Annotated in this window: 17 protein-coding genes; 4 read left to right on the top strand and 13 right to left on the bottom strand. The window is 60.5% G+C overall.

The genetic code is table 11. The features are described 5' to 3' along the window. The first annotated feature begins 250 nt into the window (after positions 1 to 250). On the top strand, positions 251 to 973 hold the full coding sequence (locus EC915_RS09920; protein WP_372237869.1) for a hypothetical protein: 723 nt from the start codon (positions 251 to 253) through the stop codon (positions 971 to 973). Between the two features lie 53 nt (positions 974 to 1,026). Here the strand turns inward: EC915_RS09920 and EC915_RS09915 are convergent, their stop codons facing one another. From EC915_RS09915 to ppnN, 5 genes are all read right to left on the bottom strand, one after another. After that, positions 1,027 to 1,473 carry a CBS domain-containing protein gene (locus EC915_RS09915; protein WP_133750356.1) on the bottom strand — a complete coding sequence of 149 codons (447 nt, stop codon included), beginning with the start codon at positions 1,471 to 1,473 and terminating at the stop codon, positions 1,027 to 1,029. Positions 1,474 to 1,641: 168 nt separating this feature from the next. Further along, positions 1,642 to 2,082 (bottom strand): type III secretion system chaperone, encoded by a 441-nt coding sequence (locus EC915_RS09910; RefSeq protein ID WP_133750355.1) that lies wholly within the window; start codon positions 2,080 to 2,082, stop codon positions 1,642 to 1,644. A 38-nt stretch (positions 2,083 to 2,120) separates the two neighbouring features. Continuing rightward, entirely contained in the window at positions 2,121 to 2,525 is a 405-nt protein-coding gene (locus tag EC915_RS09905; protein WP_166650961.1) for an AvrE-family type 3 secretion system effector, read from the bottom strand. 77 nt (positions 2,526 to 2,602) lie between these two features. Continuing rightward, positions 2,603 to 3,187, bottom strand: a complete 585-nt coding sequence (locus tag EC915_RS09900) for a GNAT family N-acetyltransferase (protein WP_133750353.1) — start codon at positions 3,185 to 3,187, stop codon at positions 2,603 to 2,605. A 164-nt stretch (positions 3,188 to 3,351) separates the two neighbouring features. Further along, complete coding sequence (gene ppnN, locus EC915_RS09895; protein ID WP_133750352.1) at positions 3,352 to 4,725, bottom strand: nucleotide 5'-monophosphate nucleosidase PpnN; 1,374 nt, start codon at positions 4,723 to 4,725, stop codon at positions 3,352 to 3,354. Positions 4,726 to 5,079: 354 nt separating this feature from the next. Between ppnN and EC915_RS09890 the strand changes: the two genes are divergently transcribed. After that, positions 5,080 to 5,616 carry a sterol desaturase family protein gene (locus tag EC915_RS09890; protein WP_133750351.1) on the top strand — a complete coding sequence of 179 codons (537 nt, stop codon included), beginning with the start codon at positions 5,080 to 5,082 and terminating at the stop codon, positions 5,614 to 5,616. Between the two features lie 125 nt (positions 5,617 to 5,741). Next, the gene (locus EC915_RS09885) at positions 5,742 to 6,464 is read left to right on the top strand and encodes a dienelactone hydrolase family protein (protein WP_133750350.1); all 723 of its coding nucleotides are present in this window, start codon (positions 5,742 to 5,744) and stop codon (positions 6,462 to 6,464) included. A 121-nt stretch (positions 6,465 to 6,585) separates the two neighbouring features. On the opposite strand, the gene sodC is transcribed toward EC915_RS09885, so the two are convergent. The 8 genes from sodC to EC915_RS09845 all read right to left on the bottom strand — a co-directional run bounded on the left by sodC (position 6,586) and on the right by EC915_RS09845 (position 15,125). Next, a complete protein-coding gene (sodC, locus tag EC915_RS09880; protein ID WP_133750349.1) occupies positions 6,586 to 7,119 on the bottom strand; it encodes a superoxide dismutase family protein in 534 nt (177 codons plus the stop codon). 112 nt (positions 7,120 to 7,231) lie between these two features. Next, entirely contained in the window at positions 7,232 to 7,645 is a 414-nt protein-coding gene (locus EC915_RS09875; RefSeq protein ID WP_133750348.1) for a PaaI family thioesterase, read from the bottom strand. 788 nt (positions 7,646 to 8,433) lie between these two features. After that, positions 8,434 to 9,060, bottom strand: coding sequence for a glutathione S-transferase family protein (locus EC915_RS09870; RefSeq protein WP_133750347.1), 627 nt, complete (start codon positions 9,058 to 9,060; stop codon positions 8,434 to 8,436). A gap of 204 nt (positions 9,061 to 9,264) precedes the next feature. Next, positions 9,265 to 10,116, bottom strand: coding sequence for a CAP domain-containing protein (locus EC915_RS09865; RefSeq protein ID WP_133750346.1), 852 nt, complete (start codon positions 10,114 to 10,116; stop codon positions 9,265 to 9,267). A 277-nt stretch (positions 10,117 to 10,393) separates the two neighbouring features. After that, positions 10,394 to 11,227 carry an amidohydrolase gene (locus tag EC915_RS09860; RefSeq protein ID WP_166650960.1) on the bottom strand — a complete coding sequence of 278 codons (834 nt, stop codon included), beginning with the start codon at positions 11,225 to 11,227 and terminating at the stop codon, positions 10,394 to 10,396. Positions 11,228 to 11,313: 86 nt separating this feature from the next. Further along, positions 11,314 to 12,678: a short-chain fatty acid transporter gene (locus tag EC915_RS09855; RefSeq protein WP_133750344.1), complete on the bottom strand. Its 1,365-nt coding sequence runs from the start codon at positions 12,676 to 12,678 to the stop codon at positions 11,314 to 11,316. Positions 12,679 to 12,905: 227 nt separating this feature from the next. Continuing rightward, positions 12,906 to 14,111 (bottom strand): CaiB/BaiF CoA-transferase family protein, encoded by a 1,206-nt coding sequence (locus EC915_RS09850; RefSeq protein ID WP_133750343.1) that lies wholly within the window; start codon positions 14,109 to 14,111, stop codon positions 12,906 to 12,908. 138 nt (positions 14,112 to 14,249) lie between these two features. Further along, entirely contained in the window at positions 14,250 to 15,125 is an 876-nt protein-coding gene (locus EC915_RS09845) for a LysR family transcriptional regulator (protein ID WP_133750342.1), read from the bottom strand. 200 nt (positions 15,126 to 15,325) lie between these two features. On the opposite strand from EC915_RS09845, the gene EC915_RS09840 reads away from it, so the two are divergent. Next, a complete protein-coding gene (locus EC915_RS09840) occupies positions 15,326 to 16,189 on the top strand; it encodes a CoA ester lyase (RefSeq protein WP_133750341.1) in 864 nt (287 codons plus the stop codon). The last annotated feature ends 35 nt before the right edge of the window (positions 16,190 to 16,224 follow it).

Genomic DNA, 16,224 nt, shown 5'->3' with positions numbered 1-16,224 from the left:
GCTAGCTTGGTGAAAGGTGGGGGCGGCGTCAAATCTGTGAGAGGTGCTGGGGTAGATGCGCGTTGGTCAGGCAAGTCTGCTCCTGCACTGCGTCGGCGGTGGCGAAGGTGTGATTTCACGCTGCTTTTCACCCATGCACCGCACTTTTTTGCATTTTTCCGCTCTATGCATGGCCGGGACGTCGCGATTCGCGCGGGGTCCAGATCGTCGAAGTTTGTAATTAATGGTTTCAGTCCGGTGTGTTTTTTCTTTGTGCCGCAACGCCAGCGTTGGGCTGGCGGTAGGTATTGTTGTGCTGTGTGCGGCGGGCTGCACCCGGCAGGACGGACGTGAGGTAGCGACCCAGTTCAGCGAAACCCGGCCTCAGGAGTTCTTTCAGACCAGCGTGGATCGCATGGCGACGCTCACCATGCAGGACAATCTGGAAAGCCTGTATCTGTTGATGAGCAAGCTGTACCTGCGCAACCCGGCCGAGTGGCGCAAATCCGGGTTCGTCAACGCTCAGGCTGCCGAACGCAACGTGCGTAATGCCATCGAACAGCAGACGCCACTGGCGCAACTGGGTAACCGGCGCGACCTGGCGGCGTTGAGTTATGCGTTGAGTCCGGATTTTCTCGGTGATCGTGTGGGCGCGTTCATCTACGCCATCGGCAGCATGCTGGTCACCGCTCATGGCGGACGTTTTGAGTTTTTTATGACCGACCAGATCAATCCCCGATTCGTCAACAATGCCGCCCGCAACATCGAAAAGGCCACCTGGCTTCTGGGCCAGCGGCAAAACGCCAATGGCGAGCTGATGCTGTTCTCCAACGAAATTTCGGAGGAGGGCAGTAACCTGAGTTTCGCCACCGAGTTTGGCAAGATTGTGGCGCGGCTGGATCTGCTCACCCAAATGCTCGATGAGCGCTACCGACGCATCGGGCTCAATTATGCGCAGAGCCTGTTATTTCTGAATTTCCTGCCGGTGCAGTGAAGGCGCCCCGCGGCAATTCTGTAGTCGGGCAAGGTAGCAGTGCTGCCGGTGGCTTAATACGTCTCGCCACGAATGTATTGCTGCAGCTTCTCGATCAACCGCTTTTGTTCGGCAATGGCTTCTTTCACCAGATCGCCGATCGACAGCAAGCCCACCAGGCAACCATCGTCTACAACCGGCAAATGACGCAGACGACAATCGGTCATGATGTTCATGCACTGATCCACGGTCTGCTGGGAATTCACGGTTCTGACGTCATGGGTCATGATCTCGCTGACCGGTGTACCCACCGAGGCTCGTCCCTTAAGCTCCATCTTGCGCACATAGTCTCGCTCACTGACGATGCCTACCACCTTGCCGTCCTTTACAACCGGCACGGCGCCGATGTTTTTGTCCGCCATCAGGATGATCACTTCGATGACCCTCTGATCCGGTCCGACGGTGTGAGGTGCGCGATGCTGTTCATCTTTGAGGTTTAGTAATTCGGCTACGATTTTCATGCTGGCCTCGGCGGCGCGTATTTATGAGCTCGTCCACGATCTGTCGGGCGAGGCATAGAGAATCGTAGAGAGATGGCATTCCCGCAAGTGTTGAAAGTGCCACGCAGCGGCTGAAAGCGCCACGAAAGAGTCGATAGCCCTGTTCATCGGCCTACGCGGCACGCGGACTCAAAGGCTGCGTGACAAGCCGGGCATCGTCGGCCGCTGCGCCATGGGCCTGGCCGGCCCCCCAATACCCAACCTCAGCAAGCCCGGCATCTCCCGGGTCTGCCGCACAAAGCCTTGAACCCAATGCACGAACTCCGTTTCGTCCATCGATTCCAGCGATGCCTGGGCGCACAGCCGGACATCGGAGCGCTCATCCAGCGCCAGCCAGCAGCCATGCAGGGCGCCCATGTCGAAATTCAACCGCAGCAGTCGCTCATGGATGCCCGGATCCGGCCGCATAGGCAGCTTGCAATGCAGCACTGCGACATCGCCTGCGGGTGAAATTTCGATGATGGCGACCTCGTTGTCCTGATCGAAGAGGGCGCAAACGCCGTTTTCCAGGGTCAACTCGGTGTTCAGTTGCTTACCCAACGCGCCGAGCAAGGTGTCACGGGAGGTCATGGATCATTCCTTTCAGTCGATGGATTCTTCGGGCGGTGTCAGCGAGTGCGGAATTCGCCGCCCGCGTGGCTGCCCAGATCGTGTGCAGCCTGCAGGGCGCTTTGCTGATCAGCTGCATCGCCAAGCTCGCCGTCGACGGTGAATTTCTTCGGATGGCTCTGATCCAGCCCATAGTCGAACGTCACCTCGCCACGCAGTCGTTCGATGCTCAGGGCGCTGCCGCTCTTGAAACTCACATAAGGCAACGGCAGACCGAGCGAGTCCTCCTTGGTCGCAGTGCGGAACACGGCGATTGCCTTGATCCGCAGGGTCTTGAGAGGCGGCCAGCCGTTGGCGCCTGGTTTGCGAGAGTGTCGCCGTTGGGCCGGCCCCCCGGTGATGGCGGTGAGCGTCGGGGAGGTAGGGGCGATACGGGTGGCCGGATTAAGACGGGGAAGGTCCACGAGAAATCGTCCATGCAGGGATTTAGCGCTTGAGTGGCACTGACGCCCATCCGGTTCCCTGAATTCGCGCGATGGCTCTAGTCTGGCCGTGCGCGCCGGGGCCGCGAGATAACCGACTCGATATTCTTGCGTCCGATCAGCAACGGGCTTTTCGCTTTGCGCGAGGCGGGCATGTCGGCGAGCCATTTGTACATCACCAGACAATCGACCAGACCCTGACGGGCATGGCGATAAGCACGCGGCAGACGACCGACGGTCTCGAAACCGAGCTTGTTCCACAGTGCGACGGCGACTTCGTTGGTCGATACCACCGAATTGAACTGCATTGCCGAGAATCCACTGTCCACCGCCAGTTGCTGGGAGTGCTCGCACATCAACCGCGCCACGCCGCGGCCACGTGCCTGTAGCGTAACCATGTAGCCACAATTGCAGACGTGACTGCCAGGCCCCGCAGCGTTGGCCTTGAGGTAATAGCTGCCCAGCAGCACGCCGTCTTCCTCGGCGATCAAGGTGTGAAGCGGGTACTCCAGCCACAGGTGCAGGGCCTGGTCATAGCTCATGCCCGGATCGTATGCGTAGGTCTCCCGAGCTTGAATCACGGCCTGGAAGGTTGGCCAGAAGCCCTCGAAGTCTTCGGCGGTCATGGGGCGGATCTGGATCATGGAGGTTCCGTTGGCGAGCGAAGATCAACTGTTGAAGCCGGCGTGTCGGCGAGCAGCGGTATGTCAGATAAAGGTCTGCTGACAGGACGCTGTTCACCAGCAAGCCGGCTCCTTCAGGTGTTACGTTTCAGCGGGCCTGCACGCAGGGCTGCCGAGTGTGTAACTTAGGAAACCACTCGGTAACACGGCACATACGCCGCGCCGCCCGGTAATTTCATCCGGTGCTGCTCGACGAAGGCCTGAAGCAGCCTGTCCAGCGGCTTCATCACCTCAGCGTCGCCATGTATCTCGTAAGGACCATGCTCTTCGATCAGCCGGATGCCTTTGTCCTTGACGTTACCGGCGACGATGCCGGAGAACGCCCGACGCAGGTTCGCGGCCAGTTCGTGAGGCGGCAGGTCACGACGCAGTTGCAGGCTGGCCATGTTGGCATGGGTCGGGTCAAACGGACGCTGGAAGCTTTCTTCGATCTTCAGCAGCCAGTTGAAGTGGAAGGCATCGGCACGTTCGCGGCGGAACTGACGCACGGCGCTCAGGCCTTCGGTCATCTGCCGCGCCACTTCGGCGGGGTCGTCGATAATGATCGTGTAGTGCTTGTGCGCCTCTTCGCCCAAAGTGGCGCTGACGAAGGCGTGCAGTTGTTCCAGATACGGTGCCGTGCTTTTCGGCCCGGTCAGGATCACCGGAAATGGCAGCTCCTGGTTGTCCGGGTGCATCAGAATGCCGAGCAGGTACAGAAACTCCTCGGCCGTACCGGCGCCGCCCGGGAAGATGATGATGCCGTGGCCGACCCTGACGAAGGCTTCAAGACGCTTCTCGATGTCCGGCAGGATCACCAGCTCGTTGACGATCGGGTTCGGCGCTTCGGCAGCGATGATCCCCGGCTCGGTCAGGCCCAGATAACGCCCCCCTGTAATACGCTGCTTGGCGTGGGCGATGGTGGCACCTTTCATCGGCCCCTTCATCACGCCCGGTCCGCAACCGGTGCAGATGTCCAGCTTGCGCAGGCCCAGTTCGTGGCCGACTTTCTTGGTGTATTTGTATTCTTCGGTGTTGATCGAATGGCCACCCCAGCACACCACCATCTTCGGTTCCACGCCGGGCCGCAGAGTGCGGGCGTTGCGCAACAGGTGAAAGACGTAGTCGGTAATGCCCTGGGACGAGCTAAGGTCGATGCGCTGGCTGTCCAGTTCGCTTTCGGTGTAGACGATGTCACGCAGGGCGCTGAACAGCATTTCCCGGGTGCTGGCGATCATTTCGCCGTCGACGAAGGCGTCAGCTGGCGCGTTCAACAGCTCCAGGCGTACGCCCCGGTCCTGCTGATGGATGCGCACTTCGAAGTCCTGATAGGCCTCGAGAATGGTCTTGGCGTTGTCGACATGGGCGCCGGTGTTGAGGATGGCCAGGGCGCACTGGCGAAAAAGCGTATAGATGCTGCCGGAGCCTGCAGCGCTGAGCTGTTGTACTTCACGTTGCGACAGCGTCTCCAGGCTGCCTTTTGGGCTAACCGAAGCATTGATGACATGTCTTGGGGCCATTCTGAATTCCTTGAAAGCGATGCCGGGCAAACGTCAGCAGTGGACGGCACCAGTACAGTGAACGAGATAACGCCCACCCATGGGGGCCATTTTTTACATCGGTCGGTCAGGAAAGCAAACGTTGTGCGTGAAATCCTTGGCATGTGCCCTTGCCGTCACTGCTTCATGAACGCCACGGCCCTTGTGGCAGTGAGCCTGGCCAGTCCGTGCAGATTCACCTTCAATACCCCAGTGATGGCTTTGCAACCAAGCAATCCCGGTGTCCATGGGAACAGCGACTTTTGATTTTTCACTGCGCCCCGGTATGCTGCACCCCGATACCCGCAACCACCCCTACACGATGTTCCCGACTTCATGATCTATAACGTTGCGATTTTCCTCTGCACCCTGATTTCCATGGAGGGGATCGGTTTTCTCGCGCACAAGTACATCATGCATGGCTGGGGCTGGTGCCTGCACCGCTCGCACCATGAAGAACATCTCGGCGCGCTCGAAACCAACGACATTTATCTGCTGGTGCTGGGCGCTGTTGCCGTTGCCCTGATCGTTCTCGGCAACAGCGGTCATGACCCGTTGCAATGGGTCGGCGCAGGTGTCGCGGCATTTGGCCTGATCTACGTTCTGTTCCACGACGGCGTTGTTCATCGCCACTGGCCCGTGAGCCCCAAACCGCGCAATGGCTACCTGCGACGCCTGCATGACGCCCACCTTATGCATCACGCCATCAAACACCGACGCAACAACGTGTCGTTTGGCTTTCTCTATGCACCCTCGGAATTGACATTGCGCAAACAACTGCGCGAGATGGGGGTTGATCGGGACCGGCAGCCCGAACCTCAAGACGGCAGCCTTTGCAGCACGCCGGTCAATCCCGATCTGCAAAACGGTTGAGCGAATGAGATTGTCGAGCGTTGCTCTTTTCAACACCGTTCAACTGTCGTAGAACGGTAGGCCCGAGCTGGCCGCATACTGTGCAGGCCAGCACGAACCGATTTTTTAATGCGTGGGAGACCAACGTGACTCAATCGAAAGCGCAACCAGCGGCAGGCAAAACCATCACTTACCAACGCCCGGACGGCAAAGACGTCAGTGGTTATCTGGCAAGCCCGGTGAAGGCCGAAGGCGCGCCGGCCATCGTGGTGATTCAGGAGTGGTGGGGGCTCAACGACCAGATTCGCGGTGTGGCCGATCGTCTGGCAGCGGTCGGTTACCTGGCTTTGGTGCCGGACCTGTATCGCGGCGAGACGACCGTCGAAGAGGAAGAGGCCCATCACCTGATGGACAAACTCGACTTTGCCGACGCCGCGACCCAGGACATTCGCGGCGCTGTGCAGTACCTCAAAGGGCATACGCAAAAGGTCGGCGTCACAGGGTTCTGTATGGGCGGCGCACTGACGCTGCTGGCGCTGAACTTCATCCCCGAACTATCGGCTGGCGTGGCGTTCTATGGCATGCCGCCGCTCGAATACCTCGATCCCAAGGCGATCAAGGTGCCGGTGCAGGCACACTGGGCAACCCAGGACGAGTTCTTTCCAATTGAAAACGTCGACAAGCTGGAAGAAAAACTGGGCGAAGGCGCAGTGGACATCGAGTTCCACCGGTACCTGGCGCACCACGCGTTCACCAACGAAACCGCTGTCGGCCCCGGTCGGATCGCCGGTACTCAATACGATCCGGTGTGGGCGCAATTGGCGTGGGATCGCACACTGACCTTCTTTGGCCGCACGTTGTGGGGTTGATCGGCCTACGTTGAGGTTGGGGAAGTTTGGCTTTCAGCGATGTCCGAGTGCCTGAAAATCGGCAGCGGCATCCAGACAACAACCGGTGACGCCGCAGAGGCGATCACCGGTGACTTTCCGATCAGATCACGCCGCACGCCATACGGTCACCGCCACCCCCTAATGGCATCGGCATGTCGGCGTGATTATCGCCGCCGGCGTGAATCATCAGCGCGTGGCTTTTGATTTCCGAAATCTTTTTCAAGCGAGGGGCGAGCACCGGGTAATCGGCTTCGCCTTTGGCGGTCACATAAATGGCCGGCAGGTCGCCCAGATGACCATCGGCGTACGGCCCCAGGTGCTTGCCGGTCTTGGCCGGATCGAAATGCCCGCCAGCGGCCAGCGCTGCGACTGTCTTGCCATCCTTTGTGCCAGCGTCGCAGCTGCCGTTTTCATGCACGTGGAAGCCGTGCACGCCAGCGGGCAACGAAGTGAGCTTTGGCGTGAAGAGCAGCCCGTAGGCGGTTTCACTGATGGTGACCTGGCCGATGGGCTGCGGTGCGCCTTCGGCGCTGACCAGATTGATCGGAACCTCGATTGAAGCGGCCTGAGCAGTTGCGCAAACGCTGCCTAGAGAAAGCGTGCCCAGCAGTCCGAGCCAGAGATAAGGTTTCATAAGCGTTCCATCGTAGGGGTGGGGGGGATGTTGAGCTTAGGTGAACTCTCTTAGGCTATTGAAGCCATGCCCCTTTTGAGTGTTACAAAAAATTCCGGTTCGCATCGGTCGCTCAGCGCAACGGGTGTGGCGCAATGGCGTAGGTCCCGACCACATGGGCCACCGCCTCAGGCAAGCCTTCGGAATACAGGGACACTTCGCCAACGGCCAAGGTCTTGCCGACTTTCATCAGCTGACACTCGGCAATCAGGCGCCGCCCGGCTTCGGGTTTGCGCAGAAAATTGATGGTCAGGGAGGTGGTGACCGTCAGCGGCACAATGCCAATAACCCCAAGCACGGCGACGTAGAGCGCTACATCGGCCACCGCCATCAGCGTTGGCCCGGAGACCGTACCGCCAGGGCGCAGGTCCGAGTGATCAACCACCTGCGAAACCCTTGCCCGCTGATCGCCCACCTGCTCGACGACGATCCGGGTCTGCGGAAACTCATCGGTGATGAATGCCGCGATTTCTTCTTTGCTTGCCATCGTGTGCTCCTGCCAGATGCGGTTGGGCAAGACTCGATGAGCAAGAGGTGCTTGTCAACGGGGTGTCGCTTTCGAGGGGAGGGGGCGTCTGAGCGGGGCGCATCGCCAATGAATTCGTTCCCACAGGGTAATGCTGTTCACTCAAAAAAACGCCCCCAGCCCCAGCAGGTATCGCGGCGTTTGGCGTGGAGCGGGCAAGTGTCTGAGGCGTTGGCGTTGGCGTTGGCGTTGATGCTTGTGCCTGGCTAACCAAAGACCGAGGCCATTGCTTTGCGATCACCCGGCAGGCGCCACGCATGCGCTGTTCGCTGAGCGTAAGCAGGGTCCATGCCACCTCAGTGCCGCGCCAGCTGGTTTTTCTTACCCGCGCTACGGCGAGAAAGTAGCAAGGAACCGAACCTACGCAGTACCAGAACAGCTCCATTGGCGTATTGCCCGCTGTGCTGAGTTGGCAACTGCTCTTGACCACACGCAGCAGGGCTCCACTCACCGGTCCGTACGGTGTCGGAAAGCGTTGCTGCGCGAAGCTGTCTTGCAGCGCACGCTGCCGCTGCCTGCGGGACCAAACCGTCATGTACAACAAGGTGCCGAAAGCGCTGGCGCCGATCAGGATGGAAGTCGCAGTGCAGATTACCGAAGAGAACAGCATGCCGGGATCGAGTGATGGGCCGGCATAGAAATGAAAGGGAGAACACAGCGGTTCCCCCTTCATCAAACGGCCTGAGCTAAAAATGTAAATCTTACAAGGCTTGAGCCGAGTGTTGCCAACGGCGCAAGGCAAGTGGGCATCATTTCGCGAATGCGTACTCTCCGCCTTTTTCCACTGCCTTCCGATAGGCCGGCCGCGCCTGAAATTTTTCGACCCACGCCGTAACGTTAGGGTACGGCTGCAACATCCCTTGGGTGTTGGCGAATTCGCCAATGAAGCTCATCTGCACGTCTGCACCGGTGAGCTCATCGCCCAGCAAATAAGGCGTCAGTCCCAGCGCGGTGTTTAAGTAGCCAAGGTAATTGGCCAGCTCAGACTCGATGCGTGGGTGCAGCGGCGCGCCCGCGTCGCCCAATCGGCCCACGTACAGGTTGAGCATCAGCGGCAGCATCGCCGAGCCTTCGGCAAAGTGCAGCCATTGCACGTATTCGTCATAGGTGGCGGTAGCAGGGTCCGGCTGCAGACGGCCTTCGCCATGGCGACGAATAATGTAGTCGACAATGGCGCCCGACTCGATCAGCACATGAGGACCGTCCTCGATGACCGGCGATTTGCCCAGCGGGTTGATGGCTTTGAGTTCAGGCGGCGCCAGGTTGGTTTTCGGATCGCGCTGGTAACGCTTGATCTCATAGGGCACGCCGAGCTCTTCGAGCAGCCACAGAATGCGCTGCGAGCGTGAGTTATTGAGGTGATGGACAGTGATCATGGCAGCTCCGGTTAAACGAGAGATAGGTCAATGAAAGAGACTGCCGGGCCGCCGGGGAGTGCCCAAAAGTTTGCGCTTACTGGAAAGAGTCGATGACATCTGCGGCGATGGGTGGCCGTCAGCCGCGCACTTCCTGGCTGCGCGCTGCCGGTTGCGGCGAGCCGTTGTTGCCGTTCCTGTGACTGCCATAACCCAATTACAGCGCTACTGCTGCACGCCGAACATCGCTGTCCAGTAGATCCCTGCATCGCTTTTCGGGTCCACTGCATAAGCGGCACCCAGTTCACGAAACGCCGGGTTCATGATGTTAGCGCAATGCCCGGGGCTGGCCAGCCAGCCTTCGACCACCTTGCTTGCGCTGTCCTGCCCGGCGGCGATGTTCTCGCCGATCTGCTGCCCGATATAGCCCGCCATTTCCGCACGGTCCCCCGGCGTTCCACCGTTGCGTCCCTTGTGGTCGAAGTAATTGTTGTTGGCCATCGAGCGGGTGTGCCCTTCAGCCGCGCTGGCCAGGTTGTCGTTCCAGTGCAACGGCGAGGCGGGGTCATAGGCCTGGCCCCCACACTCATGGGGCACGCTGCGCGCCGCGTTGACCAGGCCGAGCATTTTCTGGCCCTCGGCCTGGGCGTTACCCAACCCGCCCGTCAGCAGGGGCCGCGCCAGGACGATGCGCCAATCGCGATCATTGCGGCTCACGCCGACGTCCACGAACTGCGGATTGAGCACGACCTGACAGAAACTTTCCTGAACCGCCTTCATGGCCGATTCCGCATCCCGCGGGCCGGACAGGCTGATCGCTTGCACCGAGACCATCGGGTAAGCAGCGCGGGACAGCATCGGTTGCAGGTCCACGGCGCCGCTGGCCGGAAGATTCAGGCGCGGATCGGTGTTCAGCGGAGGGAGCTCCTGGGACACCACGTTGGCACAGGGTTGCGCCTGACTGCGATAGGTATTGATGGACTGGATCAACTGCGTTTCTTCGCTGGCCAGCGCCGTCCCGATCGACATCAGCAGCCATGAGCAGGCGCCAAGACGTATGAATGATGTGAAACGCATGAAGATCTCCCTTGAGCTGACTGCGGCCATGATGCGCGATTTTGTCGGTCGCGAAACAGTCTGAGCCGAAGAATCCCCGGAGGTTGCAGTCCAATAGAAGGTTTTTGCAATGAGAAAAAATCAAAAGCCGCCTCAAGGGCGGCAGCTTGGGGCGTGCACGGCTGGCATTTCGCTGAATTGGTGTATCGCCGGCAGGGCGCATGAGCAGGAGCAAGGCCGGGGCGTCGATCAGGTGATGAGGTTATTCAACAGAGGCCATCACCCGGGTGCTCAGGTATCAGTCGTCGAATCCGTATAGTTGCGCCGGGTTCTCGACCAGAATGGCCTGGCGTGCCGCATCGCTGCCGGCCCAGTCGAGCAGCAGGTCCAGCAGGTCGGCGTCATCGGGTTTTTGGGCTTCGGTGACGTGGGGCCAGTCGCTGCCCCAGACCATGCGCTGCGGCGCCAGGGTCACGAGGTTTCTGGCCAGGCTGCGGACATCGGAGTAGCGCGGAGCGCCTTCGAGGGTATTGAGATAGGGCCCGCTGAGTTTGACCCAGGCCTTGTCGGCATCGATAAGTCGCGCCATGAAGCGCAACGCCGGATGACTGGCGTCGGAGCCTGGCGGCAGACGGCCCATGTGATCGAACACCACGGGCACCGGCAGAGCTGCCAGCAAGGTCTGCTGTTCGAGTATCTGCCCGGCAGCCATGTGGATCTGCACGTGCCAGCCGAACTCGGCAATGCGCTCGGCCAGCGGCTTGATCATGTCGACGCTGGTCACTTGATTACCGGCGTTCCATAGGCTGAATCGAAGCCCCCGGATGCCACCCTCATGCAGGCGAATCAACGCCTTGTCGGTCACGCTCGTGTCGACCACCGCAATGCCTCGGGCCTGGCCGCGCATTTGCGCGATGGCGTTCAGGGTGCAGCGGTTGTCGGTGGCGTAATGCTTGGGCTGAACAATGACGGCGCGGCGCAGGCCCAGCTGCGTGCGTACACCGCTGTAGTCGTCCATCGATTGGCCGTGGGCCGTGGTTGTCGCCGGATCGGCGGGGGCGAAGCGCGGGTCGATAATATGGATATGCGCGTCGCAACTGTTGGCCGGTGCTTTGAAGGCGGGTTTTTTCATCGGTTGACCTTCTTGTCCATACATCTCACGTTTCAACCAGGAGGGATGACAGCATGCTTTTTAAGGGGCTGGCGTGCGGCTTGCCCTCACACCAGCCATAACAACGCCGACCCATAGGCCACGGCTGCCACCAGGAACGTCACGAAGGTGAAGCCCAGCACGCGCTGCACACCGACCCCCGCCATGGCGACCACGGGAGCTGCCCAAAACGGTTGCATCATGTTCGACACCTGCTCGCCCATCGCAACCGCCATGGTGGTGGCTGACAGCGATGCATGCAGCTCGACCGCCGCCGGAATCGCGAACGGGCCTTGCACCGCCCAGTGACCGCCTCCACTGGGAATCAGGAAGGTTACCAACAGCGAACAGACATAGCTCCAGAACGGCAGGGTATGAGTGGTGGAAATCGCCACGAACCCCTTGGCGATAACCCCTGGCAAACCGGTGGCTTCCATCATGCCCATGATTCCACCGTACAGCGGGTACTGCAGGATCATCGAGCCGCTTTGGCGGGCTGCACCCTTGACTGCATTGGCGTAGGCCAGCGGGTAGCCGTGCAGGATGATGCCCAGGGTGAACATGCTCACGATCACGCCGTTGACCCCGGACAGTTGCAAATGGCCGGTGAACGACCAGCCCACTACCGCGACCCCCAGCAATCCCATGAGAACGCTGCCCAGCGGCGAGTATTCTAAAAATTGCGCAAAGCTGCGCTTGCCCTGCGGCCGTTGGGCCGGCTCCGGGTCAGGGTGCTTGCTCATATCGAGGAAAACGGCGTCTTCATCCCTGGGGCGCAACGCCGCCAGCACGAAGGGCATGATCACCAGCAGGGCGATGGTCGGCACCATGTTGTAAGGCATGAAGACCATGTCGCCAATACTAAGCACCTGTCCTGTGAGTTTCTCGACGACGTTCATCGGATTGCCCGGCGTGGTCTGCGCCAGCACGATGGAGCTGGACAGTCCGCCTGCCCAGACCACCCAGCCGGAGAACCCCGCCGCAACGATCCAGGCGAAATCCACGCGCATGCGCTTGGCGATTTCCCGGGCGAGCAGGGCGCTGAGCACCAGGCCAAATCCCCAGTTGAAGAACGAGGTGATCGCCACGCAGAGGAAGATCATCGCCCCCGCCTGAGCCGGGGTGCGCGCCAGAGCCACGAGACGTGTGAAGAAGCGCTGCACGATCGGCGCATGGGCCAGTGCATGGCCGAGCACCAACACCAGAGTGATTTGCAGGGCAAAGGTGAAGATGTTGCACAAGCCTTTGTACCAACCACCCAGCAGTGCATCGAACGAGGCATTCGGTGCCACCAGCCATGATGCGGCGGCGACGATGAAGGTGATGAAAATCGCCAGCACGAATGGATCCGGAATGGTTCGTTCGAACAGTCTGATGGTGCTGTCGGTAAAGCGGGTGCGCAAAGAGCGTGACGCAGTGATGGAGGTGTTCATGGCCGGGAGCCTCCGTGCGGACGGACTGCGGACGTGGTGTTCGGCATGGGGTTATCCCTTTTATTGTGTTTGTGGGAAATCGGTCTGACCCACTCCAGACCGGCGCGGATCAATCTGAGGAAGCGAATTCACTGGTGAAGCAATCCATCGTGCAAACCATATGCGCGGATGTGTCGCCTCTTCGCGAACGCGTCACTCCCCAGGTCAGGCAGGTGCAATCAACGAAATCAGAGCAGCGCCCCATCGGCCCTGAGCTTTGCAATTTGTTGCTCGGTAAAGCCATGCTCGGCCATTACGCGATCCGAATCGGCGCCGAACATCGGCGCAGCAAAGGGCGCTGATCCGGGGGTGCGGCTGAAGGTCACCGCGCGGGTGAAGCCCTGGTAGCGACCGACCGCCGGATGGTCGAACGCGGTGATCAGCGATTCGGCCTCGCACTGCGGGAAATCGAACATGTCCTCGACACGCCGCGCGGCGGCACAAGGCACGGCCTCCCCGAAGATCGTCTCCCATTCCAGAGCGCTGTGCTGCTGCAACGCCTGGTGCAATTGCGGGACGATGACGTGGTGGTGGATTGCCCGTTTGCGCACGCTGTCGAAGCGCTCGTCCGTCGCCAGATGACTCAAGCCGGTCAGCTCGCACAGCGCTTTCCAGAAATGCGGGGTATTGGCCGACAGATACAGATGACCTTCGCGGGTCGGGTGAATCCCGGTGATGCCGCCTGAGCGCATGTCGCGATCCAGGGCGCGCGGTTCGCTGTCAGCCCAGACCAGCCGCGCCGACTGCATCGCCAGCGCGCTGCGCAGCAGAGACACACCGACTTCCTGGCCCAGGCCAGTGCGTTCGCGCTCGAACAGCGCCGAGGCCACGCCACCGGCCACCAGCGATGCGGCGTAATAGTCGACCACCGAGCCGTAGAGCACCTCCGGTGGCCCATCGGCCTTGCTCTGGGCCGTGCACATGCCGGTCATGGTTTGCAGCACCTGGTCATAACCGGCCTTGGCTTTCAACGGACCCTGATCGCCGTAGCCGGTGACCGCGCAGTAGATCAGCCGTGGGTTGACTTGGCGCAGTTGCTCATAACCGATGCCCAGACGTTGGGGGACACCGGGACGAAAGTTATGTACCAGCACATCCGCCTCGTGCACCAGCGCCAGCAGCGCGTCCAGGCCACCGGGAGACTTGAGGTCCAGCACCACGCCGGATTTGCTGCGATTGACGCCAAGAAACGCGCGGCTTTCGCTGGCCAGCGTCGACGGGTATTTGCGCAGGTTGTCGCCGCTCGGCGGTTCGATCTTGATCACGGTCGCGCCCTGATCGGCCAGCAGCGAGCAGCCGTAGGGGCCGGCGATGTAAGCGCTGAGGTCGAGGACGGTGATACCGGCAAGCGGCCCGGTCGGATGGCCTGACGGCGGCGGGGCGGGATGAGGCATGGGCATTTCTCCGATCTTGTTATCGCTGTGCAGGGCAGCACCAGGCGAGCCCCAATGCAGCACATGGGACCATTCTGGTGAGCGCGAAGGAGAAATAAAATGCGTTTTAGCTAGCTTTAGAATCCATAAAAAATGGACTTAAGAATGGCTGAGCTGTTCGAACAGCACCTTGCAGAAGACTTCGATCAACCGCTCCTTGGCTGAGTTGCGTTTCCATAACAGACCGATCGGTCTATATAGCCCGGCACCCGGTAAAGGGATTTGCGCCAGTTCCCCCAATTGCGCGTGCATCGGCCGCCACTGCGGTACCAGTGCTACGCCAAGCTTGCCCTTGACCATGGCTGCAATGGCATCCAGCGCATCCATCTCGAAACGCTCCTGAGGCTGGATGCCTGCCTGCAGCAAATACCGATCCGCCAACACCCCACCCCACGAACGGCGGTGATAACGAATGAACGGTTGGCTGCGCAACACTTCGTGGGGGTGTTCGTCCGCCAGATGTGGCGGGGCGAGGACCACGAACGGCTCATCGCGTACCGGACGCCAGACGAACTCCTTGGGCAACTCGAATTGGGGCGCGACCATCATGGCCACGTCTGTTTCACCCGACAGCACCTTGCGGTACAAATCGGTGGAAAACGCGGGCTCGACGTGGGGCCGCAGATGTTCATAGTTGGCGATCAGGGTCGCCAGCACATCCGGTACCAGATAGGCCAGAGCGGTCGTAATGCAGCCAATGCGCAGCTCACCCGCGACGGTATCGAGCGCGGCAATGGCACGCAACTCACGGGTGCGAACCAGCAGCTCGCTGGCAGGAGCAAGCAGTGCCGAACCCGCAGCGGTCAGTTGCATGTTGCGCCCGGCACGACTCAGCAACGGCTGGCCGATTTCATGTTCCAAGGCCTTGATCCGCTGGGCCACCGCGGTGGGAGTGAGGTTGAGTTTGCGTGCGGCGGCAGCGGTGGAGCCGAGCTGGGCCACTTGAAGGAAGCTGTCGAGGTAGCGTGTGTCCATAGTCTAAAAATTCTGGATTCTGAACGTAGAAATACGCACTTTAGTTAGCTTTTATGTTTTTGCAATATGGGTCTGGCTTTCAAGACCGCCGGGCACACCTGTCCGGCTTCCAAGAACAATGCCGGGTATGGGCTCGATCCTGTCATCCGGCACGACGCTGCAGCGCCCCGTGGGCGGGCGTCGTCATCGAGTGAGTGGCCATGCGCAGCAAATTGTTCGTTCCTGGATCCCGCCCTGAACTTTTCGAAAAGGCCCTGGCTTCACGCGCCGACGGCGTCAGTTTCGATCTGGAGGATGCAGTTGCCGAAAGCGCCAAGTCGACTGCGCGTCGTCAGCTGGCAACGTTTTTAAGCCACCTGGCTGCCACCGAAAAGACCCTCGTGGTTCGCGTCAATGGCCAGGACACCGCGCACTACCAGGCCGACCTCGAAGCGCTGGTGGGCAGTCGCCTGGACATCATCAATCTGCCCGTGGTCGAAAGCCCCGAGCAGATCGTGCAACTGGTGACTGATCTGGAGCGCCTCGAACGCCAGCATCCCGCAGCGGCGAAGGTGAGGATCCTCGCCAATATCGAATCGCCGCGTGGTTTACGCAGAGCGGCAGAGATTGCCTGCGCTCACCCGCGGCTCATGGGCCTGCAATTGGGCTTCGCCGACCTGCTGGAGCCTTTGGGCATCAACCGCCACGAAGCCAGCGTGATCCGGCAGATTCAACTGGCCGTGCGCCTGGCGGCCGGTGAAGCCAACATCGCTGCCTATGACGCTGCGTTCGCCGCCATCAAGAACGTTGAGGCCTATCGGGAAGAGGCGCGTTTCGCTCGCAGCCTGGGCTTTACCGGTAAGTCCTGTATTCATCCGACCCAGATCGATCTGGCCAACGAAGCTTTCCTGCCCGGCGCCGAAGAAATCGAACGCGCCAAGCGTGTACTGGCTGCCGCCAAAGACGCTGACGCGGCGGGCGTCGGTGCTTACACGGTTGATGGGCAGATGGTCGACGCGCCGTTTGTGCAGCGCGCTCGCGTGATCATCGAGCAGGCTCGTCAGGCAGGCCTGCTGCCCCACTGACCCACGCAGCACGTGATGCAACCTGCCCTACAACA

This window comes from Pseudomonas sp. LP_7_YM, from assembly GCF_004364435.1.
GTDB lineage: Bacteria > Pseudomonadota > Gammaproteobacteria > Pseudomonadales > Pseudomonadaceae > Aquipseudomonas.
The sequence above is the reverse complement of the archived record's forward strand: the minus strand, read 5'-3'. Positions and strand labels throughout refer to the sequence as shown.